This window comes from Conexibacter sp. DBS9H8 (assembly GCF_023330685.1).
Lineage (GTDB): Bacteria > Actinomycetota > Thermoleophilia > Solirubrobacterales > Solirubrobacteraceae > Palsa-465.
Genome location: NZ_CP097128.1, coordinates 1,612,343 through 1,628,262 on the forward strand (window position 1 = coordinate 1,612,343; position 15,920 = coordinate 1,628,262).

16 protein-coding genes are annotated in these 15,920 nt (G+C 65.2%); 10 read left to right on the forward strand and 6 right to left on the reverse strand.

The window, feature by feature from the left end; genetic code table 11:
* Positions 1 to 64 precede the first annotated feature (64 nt).
* Both M3M55_RS07640 and M3M55_RS07645 read right to left on the reverse strand, forming a co-directional pair.
* Complete coding sequence (locus M3M55_RS07640) at positions 65 to 1,699, reverse strand: ABC-F family ATP-binding cassette domain-containing protein (RefSeq protein ID WP_249012228.1); 1,635 nt, start codon at positions 1,697 to 1,699, stop codon at positions 65 to 67.
* Between the two features lie 154 nt (positions 1,700 to 1,853).
* On the reverse strand, positions 1,854 to 3,107 hold the full coding sequence (locus M3M55_RS07645) for an ISL3 family transposase (RefSeq protein WP_249012229.1): 1,254 nt from the start codon (positions 3,105 to 3,107) through the stop codon (positions 1,854 to 1,856).
* A gap of 738 nt (positions 3,108 to 3,845) precedes the next feature.
* On the opposite strand from M3M55_RS07645, the gene M3M55_RS07650 reads away from it, so the two are divergent.
* Both M3M55_RS07650 and M3M55_RS07655 read left to right on the forward strand, forming a co-directional pair.
* Positions 3,846 to 4,019 (forward strand): hypothetical protein, encoded by a 174-nt coding sequence (locus M3M55_RS07650; protein WP_249012230.1) that lies wholly within the window; start codon positions 3,846 to 3,848, stop codon positions 4,017 to 4,019.
* Positions 4,020 to 4,079: 60 nt separating this feature from the next.
* A complete protein-coding gene (locus M3M55_RS07655) occupies positions 4,080 to 5,000 on the forward strand; it encodes an IS256 family transposase (protein WP_249012231.1) in 921 nt (306 codons plus the stop codon).
* Positions 5,001 to 5,080: 80 nt separating this feature from the next.
* Here M3M55_RS07655 and M3M55_RS07660 read toward each other — a convergent pair whose 3' ends face one another.
* Positions 5,081 to 6,127 carry an IS1595 family transposase gene (locus M3M55_RS07660; RefSeq protein ID WP_371878751.1) on the reverse strand — a complete coding sequence of 349 codons (1,047 nt, stop codon included), beginning with the start codon at positions 6,125 to 6,127 and terminating at the stop codon, positions 5,081 to 5,083.
* A gap of 86 nt (positions 6,128 to 6,213) precedes the next feature.
* Here M3M55_RS07660 and M3M55_RS07665 point away from each other — a divergent pair, with 86 nt between their 5' ends.
* Positions 6,214 to 6,735: a hypothetical protein gene (locus M3M55_RS07665; protein WP_371878735.1), complete on the forward strand. Its 522-nt coding sequence runs from the start codon at positions 6,214 to 6,216 to the stop codon at positions 6,733 to 6,735.
* Between the two features lie 227 nt (positions 6,736 to 6,962).
* Complete coding sequence (locus M3M55_RS17610) at positions 6,963 to 7,316, forward strand: transposase (RefSeq protein WP_371878736.1); 354 nt, start codon at positions 6,963 to 6,965, stop codon at positions 7,314 to 7,316.
* On the opposite strand, the gene M3M55_RS07670 is transcribed toward M3M55_RS17610, so the two are convergent.
* On the reverse strand, positions 7,244 to 8,512 hold the full coding sequence (locus M3M55_RS07670) for an IS110 family transposase (RefSeq protein ID WP_249012233.1): 1,269 nt from the start codon (positions 8,510 to 8,512) through the stop codon (positions 7,244 to 7,246). The genes M3M55_RS17610 and M3M55_RS07670 overlap by 73 nt on opposite strands.
* Before the next feature lie 132 nt (positions 8,513 to 8,644).
* On the opposite strand from M3M55_RS07670, the gene M3M55_RS07675 reads away from it, so the two are divergent.
* The 4 genes from M3M55_RS07675 to M3M55_RS07690 all read left to right on the forward strand — a co-directional run bounded on the left by M3M55_RS07675 (position 8,645) and on the right by M3M55_RS07690 (position 11,867).
* On the forward strand, positions 8,645 to 9,538 hold the full coding sequence (locus tag M3M55_RS07675) for an IS3 family transposase (RefSeq protein ID WP_256469046.1): 894 nt from the start codon (positions 8,645 to 8,647) through the stop codon (positions 9,536 to 9,538).
* A 377-nt stretch (positions 9,539 to 9,915) separates the two neighbouring features.
* Entirely contained in the window at positions 9,916 to 10,101 is a 186-nt protein-coding gene (locus tag M3M55_RS07680; RefSeq protein WP_249012235.1) for a hypothetical protein, read from the forward strand.
* Between the two features lie 114 nt (positions 10,102 to 10,215).
* On the forward strand, positions 10,216 to 11,193 hold the full coding sequence (locus M3M55_RS07685; RefSeq protein WP_249012236.1) for a BtrH N-terminal domain-containing protein: 978 nt from the start codon (positions 10,216 to 10,218) through the stop codon (positions 11,191 to 11,193).
* Positions 11,194 to 11,255: 62 nt separating this feature from the next.
* Positions 11,256 to 11,867, forward strand: a complete 612-nt coding sequence (locus tag M3M55_RS07690; protein ID WP_256469047.1) for a transposase — start codon at positions 11,256 to 11,258, stop codon at positions 11,865 to 11,867.
* Positions 11,868 to 12,267: 400 nt separating this feature from the next.
* Here M3M55_RS07690 and M3M55_RS07695 read toward each other — a convergent pair.
* Positions 12,268 to 13,694 (reverse strand): IS3 family transposase gene (locus M3M55_RS07695; protein ID WP_371878752.1). Its coding sequence is split into 2 segments (ribosomal slippage): positions 12,268 to 13,349 and positions 13,349 to 13,694, totalling 1,428 coding nucleotides; the frame shifts between segments, so codons are not numbered across the junction.
* A gap of 144 nt (positions 13,695 to 13,838) precedes the next feature.
* Positions 13,839 to 14,879: a hypothetical protein gene (locus M3M55_RS07700; RefSeq protein ID WP_249012238.1), complete on the reverse strand. Its 1,041-nt coding sequence runs from the start codon at positions 14,877 to 14,879 to the stop codon at positions 13,839 to 13,841.
* Between the two features lie 142 nt (positions 14,880 to 15,021).
* Here M3M55_RS07700 and M3M55_RS07705 point away from each other — a divergent pair, with 142 nt between their 5' ends.
* Together M3M55_RS07705 and M3M55_RS07710 are read left to right on the forward strand one after the other, a co-directional pair.
* Positions 15,022 to 15,312, forward strand: a complete 291-nt coding sequence (locus M3M55_RS07705; protein WP_249012239.1) for a DUF6112 family protein — start codon at positions 15,022 to 15,024, stop codon at positions 15,310 to 15,312.
* On the forward strand, positions 15,312 to 15,920 hold the full coding sequence (locus tag M3M55_RS07710; protein ID WP_249012240.1) for a hypothetical protein: 609 nt from the start codon (positions 15,312 to 15,314) through the stop codon (positions 15,918 to 15,920). Before M3M55_RS07705 ends, M3M55_RS07710 begins: the two co-directional genes overlap by 1 nt.

A 15,920-nucleotide genomic window follows, 5' to 3' on the forward strand; every position in this document is an offset into this window, starting at 1 on the left:
GGCCGCGATGGCAGGCGATCATCGGGGACCCCTCCTGCACGTCCGCAAAGATCGCATGGCCTGCCTAGAGCGTCTTGGCGAGCGGGATCGTTGTCGCGCGAGCGGGGTCCATTAGAGCCTCCAACGCGGGCTCGTATGACGGGAAGGCGAGGACGGAGCCGTCATGCGGGACCATGAGGAACCGGTCGAGGACGGCGAGAAACGCCCTATCGTGTGAGACCGCCACGACGGTCCCTGAGAAGCCCTCAAGCGCAGCCTCGAGCGCTTCGGAGGAGTCGACGTCGAGGTTGTCCGTCGGCTCGTCGAGCAGGAGCAGGTTGTGGCCTTCCAGTTCGAGGATTAGGATCTCCAGGCGCGCTTTCTCGCCGCCTGATAGCACGTCGTAGGAGCGCCGGGACGCGTCCGCCAGGCCGTAGCGCGCCAACGCACCCATCCCCGCCTGGGTTCCGGTCACCCGTTCGAGCACGATGTCCAGAACAGGACGGCCGGTGAAGTCGCCGCGGGTCTGCAGCTGTGTGAAGTAGCCAGCCGACACCCGTGGGCCCACCCGAAGCTGTCCGCGGTCCGGCGGCCGTGTTCCCGACAGAACGCTCATGAGGGCGCTCTTGCCCGAGCCGTTCGGCCCGATCACCCCGACCCGCTCGCCGAAGTGGATCTCGTCGGAGAACGGGGAGAGGAGGCCGGCGATCTCCAGCTCGCGCATGTCGAGCACGATCCGGGCTGAGTCACCGCCGCGGATCCGGACGGCAATCGCCTGGTCGGTCACTGGAGCCGGGGGAGGACCGGCGTCCCGGAACCGCCGCCAGCGGGTCTCCGTGGCCTTTGCGCGGGACGCCAGGTCGTCAGAGAGCTTCGCCCGCTCCTTCCAGATCCGGACCTGCTCGCGCAGTCGCTTTTCCTCCTCGTGCCAGCGCCGGACCGCGTCGCCCAGCCGCTCCTGACGCTTGCGCCGCGCCTCGGGATAGCTCGCGTAGGAGCCGTCGTGCACCCAGGCACCGTGTCCTTCGAGCGTGACGATCGACTCGGTCGCGCCGGCGAGCACGCCGCGGTCGTGGGAGATCATCAGGATTGTCTTGCGCGACTCGCGGATGCGCCGCTCGAGCTCCAGCTTGGCCGGTACATCGAGGAAGTTGTCGGGCTCGTCGAGCAGCAGCACGTCGGCGTCAGATGAAAACAACACGTCGAGGACAAGCTGCTTGCGTTCCCCGCCAGAGAGTGATCGCGCCGGCCGTCCCGCGACCTCATCAAGCCCGGCACGGACGATGCGACGACAGGATGCGTCCCAACGGCCTTCGAGTTCGTATCCACCCAAGGCTGACCAGTCGGCGATCGCTTCACCGAGTGCGATGCCGGCTGAATCGTCACCTGCGCTGAGTCGCTTCTCAGCTGCGACCAGCGCCTCGCCGGACAGACGCAGAGCGTCAGGAGCAAGGCTCACCAACAGCTCGCGGACGGTCTGCGCACCGTCACTGACCCCGATGTCCTGCGACATCGCCAGCAACCGGCCGCCGTGCGTCGCTTCGCCGTCCTGGGACTTGAGCCGCCCATCGAGAATCTTGAGCAGCGTGGACTTGCCGACACCGTTGCGCCCAACAAGGCCGACATGTCTGCCCGGAGCGACGCGGAATGACACGTCGGAGAACAACTCGTCGCCGCCAGGGTGGGCATAGGCAAGACCGGATACGGCAATATGGGCCATCCCGCTGCAGTCTCGCATGCGGAGGACAACGAGCCCTGGCCGCCACCAGGGTTCAACAGCCCCTGCCCTAGCCGAACCCGCGATTCGTGACAAGCTGGCCTTCGACGCTGATGGCTTTTCCGAGGTTTATTGGGGTCTTGTGAGTTTTCGTGGGTCAGTTCACCCGCGCTGGCAGTGACGGACAGAGCCCTGAGAGCGTGAGCATCGCCAGTGCGATCAGCGCGTGAGCGGAATGGAACCCGAACGCGCGCCGGGTGATCAGCCGGATCTGGGTGTTGATCTGCTCAACCCGGGCGTTGGACAGTCCGAGACGGACCGCGGCGAGAATCCCCTGCCGCTGGGCTTTGATCGTTCGCGCGAGCTTGCAGAACGCTGGCAGTCGACATCGCCGCGCCCAGGACAGCCAGCCGTCCAGCAGCTGCTCGGCCTCCGCAGGCGTGGCGGCCTGATAGATCTGGCGCAACTGTTCCTTGAGCAGATAGGCGCGGTAGAGCGGCCCGTTGAGCTTCTGGATCTCAGACAGCTTGGCGACTTGGCGGTCGGTGAGGTGCTCAGGGTTCTTCCAGACACAGAATCGGGCGCCCTTGAGATCCTTGGCCAGGGTCAGGTTCTTCTCGCGTCGCGCGTCGCGCCAGAGCTCGCGGCGGACCTCATCCAACGCGTCGGTAGCGAGCTGTATCACGTGGAACGGGTCCACGCACCGCTCCGCCCACGGGACCCGTTCAGCGACCGCGGAGCTGATCCAGCCGGCCATGTCACAGCTCACCGATTCGATCTCTTTGCAGCGCTCTTCCCCAAGCTGGTCAAAGAACCCAAGTACGGTCTGGCGGTCACGGCCGGGGGCGGCCCACACCAGCCGGCCGCTGTGATGGTCAACGACAACGGTGAGGTATCTCTGACCGCGCTGGTGGCTGATCTCATCGATCCCGATGCTCGTCAGCCCCGACAGCAGATCGACCTTCAACCTCGCTTCGCCGCAGACGCGTTCCAGGATCGTGCCGACAGTCCGCCAGGAGCAGCGCATCAGCTCAGCGACAGCCTTCTTGGAGCAGTTCACCGCCAGCCAGGCGCATTGATCCTCAAAGGCGCGGGTGAAGCGGCTGTCATGGCGTGCCCACGGGACACGGGCGACGACAACCCCGTGACGGGCACAGGACACGCGCGGGGCGTCAGCTTCGATCCAACAGAAGCTGGTCCCGAGGTCCATCGCCCGCCAACGCCGCCGCCCGCCACCACGATCAAAACGCCCGGACCGACGGCCACAGATCCCGCAGCGGTCCCGGGTCCGCCAGTTGGGCCGGACCGACACGACGACCTCTGCTTCCTCCCCAGCGTCGTTGACTCTCACGTCTTCTACGACGGTGTCGCGCAGCCCAAGCAGCCGCGCCCATATTCTGATGCTACGCACGTCTCGTTCGCCTCCAGTCGATCCCAGCCTTCGAACAGCCGGAAAGGCTAGAAGCGACGGGGCGTGCGCCCCATTCTCAGCCGGTCACTGCACCCACGAAAACGTCACAAGCGCCGTTTATTGGGCCACTTCGGCAGCGTGATTCTGCCTTGCTCTGGTCGGGTCAGGCGCTCTCACAGTTCGGTGACGTTATCTTCAAGGTCACTCTCGCGCCCGAGGCGCTCCGGGTCGACCACAACGCGATCTGGGAGGGCCTGAGTTCGACGGAGACCGGGTTTGTAGGTTCTGAGAAGTGATTCTCAGGGTTTTGGAGGCCTGCTTTGACCGTATCGCAGAGACGACCCCGTCAGGGGTCGTACCCGGAGATCAGCACGTTCAGGAGACGCTGAGCTGAGCATCGAGGGGCACGTCGGAACCGGCGGTGGCGTGGTACTCGGCTTCGAGTTCGATCGGCGGTCGGTTCCCGATGGAGGTATGGATCCGTCGGGTGTTGAACCAAGCGGGGGTATACCCGAATGTTGTGGACGGCGTTGAGAAAGAGGGCGGCGTACCTTCCCGGTTGATTCAAGACCGAGGCCGGCTTGCAGGCCGGCAAGGAAGGCACGCCGATGATGAATGTTCGCATGCTCCCGGGGGGCCCGGGCGACGAAGTGATGGTGGAAACGCTGGACTCGCTCGCGAGGGAAGGCGCGAGGCGGATGATCGCCGCTGGCGCTGAGGGCTGAGGCGGATGAGTATGTGGAGCGGCACGCTGGCGCAGTGGATGAGCACGGCCGCCGGCTTGTGGTCCGTAACGGCTTGGCGCAGGAGCGGAAGGTGACGGTCGGGTCCGGGACGGTTCCGGTCCGGGCGCCGCGTGTGAATGTCAAGCGCGTCGACGAGCAGGGCGAGCGCCAGAAGTTCAGCTCCTAGATCCTGCCTGCCTACGCGCGTCGGTCACCAAAGGTCGGGGAGGTCATCCCGATCCTCTACTTGTGTGGGCTGTCGACAGGGGATTTTCAGCTGGCGTTGGAGGGCCTGCTGGGCGCGGACGCGGCCGGTCTGTCGCCGACGACGATCGCCCGGCTGTCGAAGGAGTGGGAGGAGGACCACGCCCAGTTCTCCAAGCGCCAGCTCGGGTTCAGCCGGTACGCGTACCTGTTCATGGACGGCATCCACGTTCGTGTCCGTCTCGGCGAGGACGCCAAGGTGTGCCGGTTGATCGTGATCGGTGTTCGTGAGGACGGTGTCAAAGAACTCTTGGCCGTGGAGGACGGCTACCGCGAATCGACCGAGAGCTGGGCGGGCGTGTTCCGGGATCTCCAGCGCCGCGGCCTCAACGAACCCAGGCTCGTGATGGGCGACGGCGCGCTCGGCGCGTGGGCCGCGCTCAGAGACGTATTCCCCGGCGCTGCTGAGCAGCGCTGTTGGTTCCACGCCGCCGGGAACATCATCGACTGTCTCCCCAAACGCCTGCACCCCAAAGCCAAGGGGTTGCTGCGCGAGATCATCGAGGCTCCCTCGCGCCAGGACGCCCGCCTCGCGCTCGAGGTGTTCCGGCAGGAATACGGCGCCAAGTACCCCAAGGCACTGGCCAAGCTCGACCGCGACTGGGTTCCGTTGACCGCATTCTTTGACTATCCGGCTGAGCACTGGCAGCACTTGCGGACCACGAACCCGATCGAGTCAGCGTTCGCGACCGTCCGGCTGCGGACCAAGGTCACCAAGGGCGCCGGATCAAAGAAAGCGGCCCTGGCGATGGCCTACAAGCTCCTGGCGACCGCCCAAGACCGCTGGCGCAGGTTCAACGGCCATGAGCTCGTCGCTGACGTGCTCGATGGAGTGAAGTTCAAAGACGGGATCCGGGTCCCCGACGAGCACCCGGGAGCACAAGAGGAGAAGGTCGCCGCCTGAGCATTCTCAGACGCCAATCCACAACATTTGACAAACGGGTCCTCCATGTCAGTGCAGTGGCCCTGCCATTTGCAGCCTTTTCAGCTTTCGGACCGCCATGGACGATCGAGCGGAGCGCCGGCGAGGCTCGGTGGCCTGACGCGCTTATCAGCGGGCGGCGGGGTTGGCGACCGGCGTGTGCCCGAAGCGCTGTCGGCGGTCAGGGAGCGGTAGGTACGTCGTTCGCTCTGCACGGCGTGTTCGAGGAGCCGGTAGAACAACATCCCGCGCGAGCGTGAATGACGACGGTTGAAGCGGAACGTGAACTCGTCAAGGTAGGCCTGTAGGTGCTGTGCCTTGACACCGCCCTGATGGGTACCCAGCAGCCAGCGTTTGGCCAACGCTGCGACACGATGTACGGCTGGCAGCAGCTCATGGGCTTGCATGCCTGAGGGCCCGACTGGCTCAGGGCGATGCTCATAGTCGCTGCCACACGCTGGCCCGTAGCTCCTGAACCCGTCAGTCAGGACCGTCGCTCCGGGTTCGACGTGGGCCAGCAGGAACTCTCTGATTGCGGCGGTGTCGATCTTCTCGATCACCTGCATGCGGCAGCGCCCGATGCCGTGATCGCCTTGCTCCACAGCGATCTCCACGATCGTCTTGTTTGCCGCGCCGCGGCCACGACGGCCCGGCGCTGGAGCTCCGAACACCGTCTCGTCGACCTCGACGACACCTCCCAGCCGCTCACGTCCCGGGCGCACCATCGCTGTCCGGTAGCGGTGCAGCATCGCCCACGCAGTTTGCTCGGACCCGATCGCGAGGGTCCGCTTGAGACCCAGTGCGGAGATCCCATGCTTCTGGCTGACCATCATCCAGGCCGCCGCGAACCACACTGTCAGCGGCGTACGCGTTCCGTGAAAGATCGTGTTCGCCGTAGCGGACACACGACGACCACAGCGCCCACAGGACCAGCGGCCATCATCAAGCTTCCACGCCTGCTCGCCGCGACAGATCGGACAGCGAAACCCCTCCGGCCAGCGCAGCCAGTCGAGATAGTCCAGACAGGCTGCGTCAGTCGGGAACCACGCACGCAGCGCAGCATCAGAGCCGGGATAGTCCACGCCAACCCGTGGCGAATCACGAGAGATCGGCTCAGACTACTGCACCAAGATGGAGGACCCATTTTGACAATAACCCCCGCACCCGGCCGTGGATCCCTGAGCCTGGGCTGTGGATGCAGTTCGACTATGGCGACGGGCCGGTGATCGATGATCGCAAGGTCGTGTTGTTCTGCGCCTGGCTGGCGTGGTCGCGTTACCGGATCGTGGTTCCATTGTGGGACAAGACGCTGCCCTCAGTCGTTCTTGGGCTGGATCGCGCGTTCCGGTATTTCGATGGGGTCCCGACCTATGCGTTGACTGACAACCAGAAGACCGTCTCAGTCGATCATGTGTGCGGGATCCCGGTCCGCAACCAGCAGATCGTCGCTGTGGGCCACCACTACGGCATCTCGATCCAGACGTGGATGCCCGCTGACCCCCGGAGCAAGGGCGGGAGCGAAGCGACGGTGAAGATCGCCAAGGCCGACTTGGTCCCGACCGAACACAACCTGCGAGAGGAGTACTCCTCGATGGGGGAGCTCGAGGACGCGTGCCTTCAGTGGATGTCGGAGGTCAACACGCGCAAGCACCGCGCCACCTGCGAGCCGCCGGTCCTCCGTCTCGCTGAGGAACATGAGCCTGACTTCCGCAGTTAGTGGGCGCACGGATAGCCCGAATCGCCCATAGATAAGGGCTTTTCGGGCGTTTTTGGGCGTGTGAGCCGTGTGTCCACGCTCCGGGTGCCCGGGAGCGGGCCGTCAGCGGGGTTTCAAGCGGGTGTGAGCGCGGTGATCCGCGGCGGTGCTGGCGGGACCCCCTGAGATCGGTCCATCCGGTGTGAGAGCTTCGATGATCCCTGAGAATGGGAGCAAGGAGCAATCGCATGTCACGTCCCAGGCACACCCCGGAGCAGATCGTTCGCAAGTTGAGAGAGGCCGACCGGTTGTTGTCGGAGGGCAGCGAGTTGCCCGAGGTGCTCAAGCGTCTGGAGATCGCCGAAGTGACCTATCACCGTTGGCGCAACCAGTTCGGCGGGATGAAGGCCGAGGATGTGAAGCGGTTGAAGGGGCTCGAGGCCGAGAAACGTCAAGCTCAAGCGGATCGTCGCGGATCAGGCCCTGGATATCCAGGGCCTGAAGGAGTTGGCGTCGGGACGGATGAAAGTCAAGTCCGTGCCGGCGGGTTTTTCGGTTTTGCGGCCGCGGCTCGTTGCCAGTCGGCAATCGTGCGCTCATAGGCCGCTTGGGCGTGCTCGGCGATCTTGCGTTCGAGCGCGCGTCGTTGCTCGCGGTTGATCGCGACGGGTTTGCCGTCGCCGCCGCGTCGGCGTTCACGGCCGGCTTTGAGCTCGATGGTGCGGATCTTTTTCGCGAGCGGGGTCGCGAGCGTGTAGGCGTAGTCCTCTTCGCGGACGAGCAGGTGCCAGAACAGCTTGGCCATTTTCGCGGCGGTCGCGACGATCGCGATCGGGTGCCCGCGCCGGCTGCGGATCCGCAGATAGAAGGCTCGGAGCGGCCCGGGGGAGCGGATCGCAGTCAGCGCTGACTCGCCGAGCATGTGCCGGACCGCGGAAGCGCCTTCTTTGCTGATCCGCCCGGTGTTCGCTGGCGCGTTGCCGGATTGTCGGACGCGCGGGTCCAGGCCGAGGTAGCCGATCAGCTTCCGCGGTGAAGTGAATCGGTTGATGTCCCCGGGGGCGGTTCCGATCTGAGCGAGGAACGTGGCGGCGGTGATCATCCCAACCCCTGGCACGCTTAATAGCCGTCTGGCTTCGGGGGAGGCGAGCACGAAGTTGGCGAGGTCGTGCTCGATGGTGGTGATCTCTTCGGTGAGGAAGTCGATCTGACGCAAAGCGGCGTCGATGGTGTCGCGTTCATCGCCGGGCAGTAGCTGTTTGGCAAGCCATTCACGGCCCGCGACACCGAACGCGTCAGTCATCGGCGGCTTGTTCTTGAGGTTGCGGTGCAGCACCGCAAGGATCTCGTTCTTGCACCGGGCGCGCGCGACGACCAGGTTCGCGCGTCGGCCGACGCGACGGCGGGTCACCCGTGTGGTCTCATCCGGCAGCCAGGAATGCTCCAGCATCCCGGCAGCCAGCAGCTGAGCGAGCGTGCGGGCGTCGTGACGGTCAGTCTTGTGCTTGGAGTTCGCGATCGCCTGCAGCTGGTTGGTGTTGACGATCAGCACCTCAGCGACGTGAGAGCGGATGATTCTCGCGATCGCCAGCGCATTCCCGGTCGCCTCCAGCGCGACGCGATCATCAGCCTTGAGCTGCTCTGCGAACTGAAGCAGCGGCGCGGGCCGGGCACTGACTCGTGGCCAGTGCTGAACCCTTGCGTCGACGACGGCCGCGACTTCGCAGAAGTCACGGTGGACATCCAGGCCGATACTGCGGCCAGTCATGAACACTTCCCTTTCCTCGGTGATGGTCATCAGACGATCGGAAAGCGGGCACACGACAGGGACGGATTCGCGCTCGAGGCGCACCCGGGTGAGTCGCAGGGGCGGCCATGGAAACTGTCGAGCTCAAAGCTCATCCCGTGACGGCTCGGCCTGCCCGCTTGCGTGTGTTCCGATCAAGAGCCCCATGTCCCGGAGCGCCGGACGCTAGGTGACGAGCCCGGACAGGGTCCCCGCGGCCATTGTCATGCCCGGAAACTTTTGAGCCCGTCCCGGAGACGCCGTGCCGTGATCTGCTTGCAGGAGCGGCTGGGGTTCTCTGAGCGTCGGGCATGCCGACTGGCGGGCCAGCACCGCTCCACCCAACGCCACCCCGTGACCGTCGCCGATGACGACGCGGTGCTGGGGGCGCAGCTGCGTCAGTTCTCGCGTGAGCGGCCACGCTGGGGCTATCGCCAAGCCCATCAGCGGCTGCTCGATGACGGCTGGAGCATCAACCGCAAACGCACCCAGCGGCTCTGGCGCGAGGAGGGGCTGCGAGTGCCGCCCAAGCGTCGCAAACGCCAGCGCCGCGGGGACTCCACCGTCCCCGGGGACCGCCTCCGGGCAGAGCGGCCCGATCACGTCTGGGCCTTTGATTTTCAGTGGGATGTGACCGAGGACGGCCGTGCGGTCAAGCTGCTCAACATCGTCGACGAGTTCACGAGAGAAGCGTTGGCGATGGAGGCTGAGCGCAGCATCGACGCTGACAAGGTCGTCGACATCCTCGACCGGATCATCTCAGAGCTGGGCCGTCGGCCAGAGCTGCTGCGTTGTGACAACGGGCCGGAGATGACCTCCCACGCGCTGGGTGACTGGTGCAGGTTCAGCCGGACCGGGACGGCGTTTATTGAGCCCGGCAGCCCATGGGAGAACCCGTTTGTCGAAAGCTTCAACAGCCGCGTCCGGGACGAGCTGCTGGCGCTGGAGAGCTTCTCCTGTCTCACTGAGGCCAGGTCATGGTCGAGGACTTCCGCATCGACGACAACGCCAACCGGCCTCACCGGGCGCACAGAATGATGACCCCGACCGCGTTCGCTGAGGCCTGGCGGACCGCCCAACAAGCCGCGCCCGCCGGCGACGAACTACAGCCGGCCTCCGGCCGTCTTGCGTCTCTGAGCGAAGGTCGGGCTCGGATTCGAAGATTTCCGGCCCGAATAGACGGGTCTCTACAGCGCCCTCCGGACGGAGTGGGCAAAACCGTGTGCCCACGCTTTTTCAGCTTTTGGCGAGGGTAACCCCAGTGTTTACGGGCGCTTTGGCCCGAAAATGGCCTCTGAAGGCCCACTAACGGCGGAACGCCGGTTACTCACGCGGCGACTTGCCAACGAATGAGGCGGGGTCTATGCTCTTCAAGCACTTCTTCGGGCAACAACATCAGGGAGCGATTCGAACAAATGAGCTTGGCAATCACAGAAGACCTGCGGTCAGCAGTTCTCGAGGAGTCGGGCGTTGAAATTCCCGCGGGCCTGTCGGTCGACCAGTTCGAGAACTGGCTTTCAGAGGCAGACGCCGCTACGCCGGGTCTCGCAGACGCCATCAGCCGCAAGATGAACGACGTCGTTGCGTTCTTTAGTACCTAGCTCGCAGCGCAAACAGACCTGTAGTGTCATGCGGCCCTGCACTCTCCGAAGCTCGGGGTGGCAGGGCCGTTTTAGTGAGCATCCGGCCCGACCACAGTGCCTACACGATCGGTGATGACTCATAAATCCTGGGAGCCCTCCGCGCTCGACTCGTTCGAGGGCCTTGATGGCTCTTTCCTAGAATGCTGGACGCGCGCAGTCAGAGATGTTCTCTATCAAGCGGGATTTGGCGAGGCCCTGTTTGCCGTCCTGCAGCCTCTCGACTTTCGCATCTCGCTCGACCGCCGCGGGGTTGTAGAATGGCTACGAGGTGCCGGGGATCTTCGGTCAGGCCATTGCCACCTCGGTGTCGATGCGACATGGCGGGCCTTTAACGATGGCCATCAGGCCCTCGACCTCTGCCGCGCGATGTTGGAAGATGGGCGCGCCGTACCCCTTATTCCAGACATCAACCGGCTCCCCGAGTCATTCTGGTTCGGTCAAAACGACACCCGCAGACACGCTCTCGTCCTGACTGCCCTCGACGGCTCGGAGGCGATTGTGTCGGACCGCCGCGTCCTTCCAACCGGTCTCAGCCGGGTGCGTCTGGATGGACTTCAGGAGGCGCTCAATGATTGTTACGTGTGCGACTGGCAGGTCGGAGTTCCGAATTCACCACCGGGCCGCGAGCTTGACGGAATCCTTAAGGCGAGCGTGGCCAACTTGCACCAGGACGAGTGGCTGTCGGGCGTGCAAGGAATTTTGGCTCTACCGGATCTCATTGCGGGCCTGATGGACCGATCCGTCCGCATCCGAGAGCTCGTCTTTCAACGTCGGCTGGCGACGTCGTTGTTGACGGTTGAGGGATCCCGACGTCATCTCCATCTCGTACTCGGCTCGGGACATCCCCCGACGACTCGACGATGCGTGGCTGAGTTCCACTTGCAGACATCCTGGAAGGCCTGGGAAGCCCTCCGGAGAGTCCTATACCTCATGGGATGGAGTTCAGACGCGCAGGTTCCGGATGCGCTGGAAGCAAGGGTTCGCGAGGTGCATCAAGCCGAACTTCGGGTTCGCGACGCACTTGGCGAATTGTCGTCCTGGGGTTACTAAACCTAAATCCACCGATCGGCTGCGGGGGTGACGTCCGGGGCTGAGGTTTAAATGACGAATCGGTGAGCTGTGACATGGCCGGCTGGATCAGCTCCGCGGTCGCTGAACGGGTCCCGTGGGCGCAGCGGTGCGTGGACCCGTTCCACGTGATACAGCTCGCTACCGACGCGTTGGATGAGGTCCGCCGCGAGCTCTGGCGCGACGCGCGACGCGAGAAGAACCTGACCCTGGCCAAGGATCTCAAGGGCGCCCGATTCTGTGTCTGGAAGAACCCTGAGCACCTCACCGACCGCCAAGTCGCCAAGCTGTCTGAGATCCAGAAGCTCAACGGGCCGCTCTACCGCGCCTATCTGCTCAAGGAACAGTTGCGCCAGATCTATCAGGCCGCCACGCCTGCGGAGGCCGAGCAGCTGCTGGACGGCTGGCTGTCCTGGGCGCGGCGATGTCGACTGCCAGCGTTCTGCAAGCTCGCGCGAACGATCAAAGCCCAGCGGCAGGGGATTCTCGCCGCGGTCCGTCTCGGACTGTCCAACGCCCGGGTTGAGCAGATCAACACCCAGATCCGGCTGATCACCCGGCGCGCGTTCGGGTTCCATTCCGCTCACGCGCTGATCGCACTGGCGATGCTCACGCTCTCAGGGCTCTGTCCGTCACTGCCAGCGCGGGTGAACTGACCCACGAAAACGTCACAAGACCCCGAAAGGGGGAGACTCTGGTAGATCCGCTTATCCCTCCGGGCTCGGACTTGGCGTTTGAGGCGTTTCCGGACTTCTTTGCCGCCAGGTCGGCTCAGCTCCGAGCGATGCTCGAGGCGCTGGTAGGAGGCGCCCGCTCCTAAGGAGTCGGCCTAGGTCGGAGGCGGATTGAAGGGTGCTGACGGCTGTTTGCAGGTCGGTGCTCGGCTCAGAGGCCTGGTGGATGCCGCGCCGTGAAGCCTGCTGGCCCGGTGCCAACCGGGCTCCAGCGCGGCCCAGTCGTCGGCGGGTTCGGTGGCTTCCCTTCGCCGGCAGCCGTGTCAAGGTAGATCCCGGCGACGGAGCCTGTCAAGCTCGGTGAGACACTTTGTTCGTGAATTTACTGAGCGGCCTTCTCGGGCTCGGGGGGCTTGTTGATCCACGCTGCGGCGGGCAGCGCGGGCGGTGTGGGTGCCGCGTTCACGAACCGTTCGGGATGGGTCGCATAGGCGGCGTCGAGAACGTCGCCGCGGAGATGGTGTAGCTCAGCGGCGGTGCCGTGATGGACCGCGGCGGGGGTCATCAGTCCGATCCCGGAATGGCGGTGCTCATGGTTGTAGTGGGCGACGAAGTCGCGGCAGTGCCGACGGGCGTGCTCGATCGAGTCGAACCGGGCGGGGAACCCGGGCCGGTACTTCAGCGTCTTGAACCCGGCCTCTGAGTACGGGTTGTCTGAGCTGGTGTAGGGCCGGCTGTGGGTCTTGGTCACCCCGAGATCGGCGAGGAGGTGCGCGACCGGCTTGGACCGCATCGCTGACCCCCGGTCGGCGTGCAGGGTCAGAACGTGGGGTGCGATGTTCTGCTGGTCGACGGCTTGGTCGATCAGGGCCGCCGCGATGGCGGCGTTCTCGCGGTATTCCACGGTCCAGCCGACCACATAGCGCGAGAACACGTCGAGGATCACGTACAGGTAGAAGTACGTCCACTTCGCCGGGCCCTTCAGCTTTGAAATGTCCCAGCTCCAAAGCTCATTCGGTGCTTGGGCCAGCAGCTCAGGCCGCGCGGCCGGCGGATGGGTGAGCTGGTTACGCCGGTCACGCACGGTGCCGTGCTGGGCGCGCAGGAGCCGGTACATCGTGCTGGGAGAGCAGAGGTAGCGGCCTTCGTCGAGCAACGTCGCCCAGCACACCTCCGGGCTCATGTCCACGAACCGCTCTGAATGCAGAACGTCCAGCACTTCCCGGCGTTCGGCGGCTGACAGCGCCCGCTCCGGTGCGGGCCGCGGCCGCGACGGCCGGGGCGCCGGAGGTCGACGGCGACGGTAGATGCTGGCTGCCGAGGCACCAAGCGCCCGGCACGCCGGCCGGGTCCCGATGATCGGGGTGAGCTCCTCGACCATGTTCGCGATCATCTCTCGGTACTTCTCGCGCTGTCGGTCCCGAGCATCTCTTCCAACAGCGCGGAGACTTTTCCCTGGACCTCGATCACCTTCCGAGCCTTGCCCAGCTCCGCCTCGGCGTGCTCGGCGCGACGCTTCAGCGCAGTGATCTCTCGATCGCGCTTGTCCACGGCCTTGCGGCCCCTGCTCTCAGACAGCCCTGCCAGAGCGCCGGCATCGCGCTGCTTACGCCACTCGGTCAACAACGACGAGTACAGCCCTTCGCGGCGCAGCAGCTCACCGACCTGACCACGACCGGTCGCGGCGTCGGCCTCAGCCAGGATCCGGGCCTTGTACTCAGCGGTGAACGTGCGACGTTTCGCGACCTTGACCAGCTCTGGGTCCGGGACCTTGGCGGCCCTGTCAACGGTGCGCCCGCCGCCCGCCAAGCCCAGTCCGGCTACGCCGTCCTGGACTTCGCGGGCGGCGGTGATTTCGAGGTCGGAGGCGACCCCGTTGGTGATGTTCTCCGGCATGTCCTGCATGCTCCGTTCTCGCCCTCAAGGTTCATTGATTCCTTGATGCTGAGCGTCTCACCGGACGTTGACAGAGAGGGCGACCTCGATGTAGGCGTGTCCGGCGTTGGCGTAGATGGTGACCCAGCGCCCCGGTCCGGGTCGGCCCACATTTTCGAGTTCGGTGGAATCCCAGACGCTTCCGCCAAGCAAGGAATCACCGTAACCGCCTCCCCAAAGGACGTAGCTCGTAGCGGATGAGCAGTCGTAGCCCGGCCCGCCGCCGTTCTCTTGACTGCCGGGCCACGCAGCCGGGTTCGGGTCTGTCTGACTCATGGTCTGGGCGGGATCACCATGGCCGCCGCCCCAGCTGTAGGGGAAGCGGATGAGCCGGTTGCCGGCGGCGATCATCTCCTGAACCACAGCTGGCGCGTTGGCTGGGACTTCGGCTTCTCCGTCCGGCAGAATCTTCGCTTGATCACCGGGAATGATCAGGGTGCTGTTGTTGTCCGACGTCTCACAGGCTGAGACGGCTGAAACGCCATTGCTGGCATAGGACGTGGCGTCTGCGATGACGCGGTGGGCGTAGGCGACCGCAGCAGGACCCGTGCCGTTGTAGGCGGTGACGGCTGGGAGGTAGGCGCTGATCGACTGATTTGCTGGCGCGCCCTTGTCCTTGATCAGCACCAGTGCTGCGAGCTCGATGCTGGTGGTCGGGTCATGGGGTCCGAGCGACGGGTCGGGCAGGTTTCCACGTAGCTGGTCGTAGGCGTCGCCGGACGCGCCGCCGACTCCGATCTGCATGAGCCCGGACGCGCTCGCCGAGTTGGCGGTGCCCGGACCTTGAGAACCCGGCTGAATGGTGCAGGCGGGGGATGGGTTTTGGCCCTGGTCGCATTCCTCTTGGCCGATCCCCGCGAGCACCTCCCACGGGATCCCGTATCGGGCGCCGACCTGCTCGTAGATCGACAGCAGGTCGGCTGGGATCGCGGAGGCTGCCGCAGAAGACGGGGCCGCGGCCGATGAGGAGCAGTTACCGACGGCTGCCAGCGCAGCGACGACCGCGGTTGCGGTACCGCCGCAGAACACGCCGATGACGGGCGCTCCGAAGAACAGCACCCACCGCTTCATGAAATCTGTCCGCGGCGGAGAAGGGGTGAAAGACCTCTTGGTAAAAACATAGAACGCAAGGTTTGCATGTTTTGCAAAACAGGTGTTAGCATCGCTTTTCCGAAACGGCAGTGCGATCGAAGGAGGAGCTGTGCAGTCCCTGTTCTTGGCGGCGGCCGGATACACGTTCAAGGTCGCCCCTGATCCCAACGTCCCTGGGGCGGCCGGGATCCAGCACGCGATCAACGGCTTCGCGGTCTATGCGCTGATGGCCGCAGCCGCTGGTTTCTTATTGGGTGCGGCGACGTGGGCGATCGGCGGTCGGATCGGTAACGAGCACACAGCGGTGGGGGGGAAGATCGGAATGGTCACGTCGCTGGCCGTCGCGTTCCTGGTCGGGGCAGCGGCGACGCTGCTGAACTTCGCCTTCAACCTCGGCTGATGCTGGCCGAGCGCACGCTCAGCTCGCGGCTTGTGCTGGTGGCCGTCGCGCTGGCTCTGTTCTGCCTCGGCTTCGCAGCCTCGCGAGCGACGGTCACACGGGAGGCTCGGCCGGTCATGTCCGGACCGACGCGGGTGGTCGACGGCGTGACGGTTGGGTTCGCCGACAGCGAGCCCGGCGCAGAGGCGGCCGCGGCGCACGACCTCCTCGAGTTGGAGCGGGCGATGGATTCACTCAGCATCGAGCGGACGTCGTCTGTCGCCCGGCTTGTCGGCACCCCGGCGGAGGCGGCCGCGATGGACGGTCACGCGGCGTCGGTGATCGCGATCGAACGCGCATCTGGCGTGCCGCTCCGGCGGGTCGCCATCGCCACGGACCCCGTCAGCTACTCCCCGAGCGCTGCCGACGTGACCGTGCTGGAGGAGTGGATCTACGCGACCGCGGCTCGTGAGGCGGTGTGGGCGATCGAGCGGGTCTCGCTTGTGTGGCGCGACGGAGGCTGGAAAGTGAGCGCAATCGCCGGCGCTGCATCCTCAGGAGACGAGTCGCTGTCGCAGCTGCGCAGCCAGTTGGAGTTTCCAGGAGTCGGTGATGCGACGGTCCGCTAG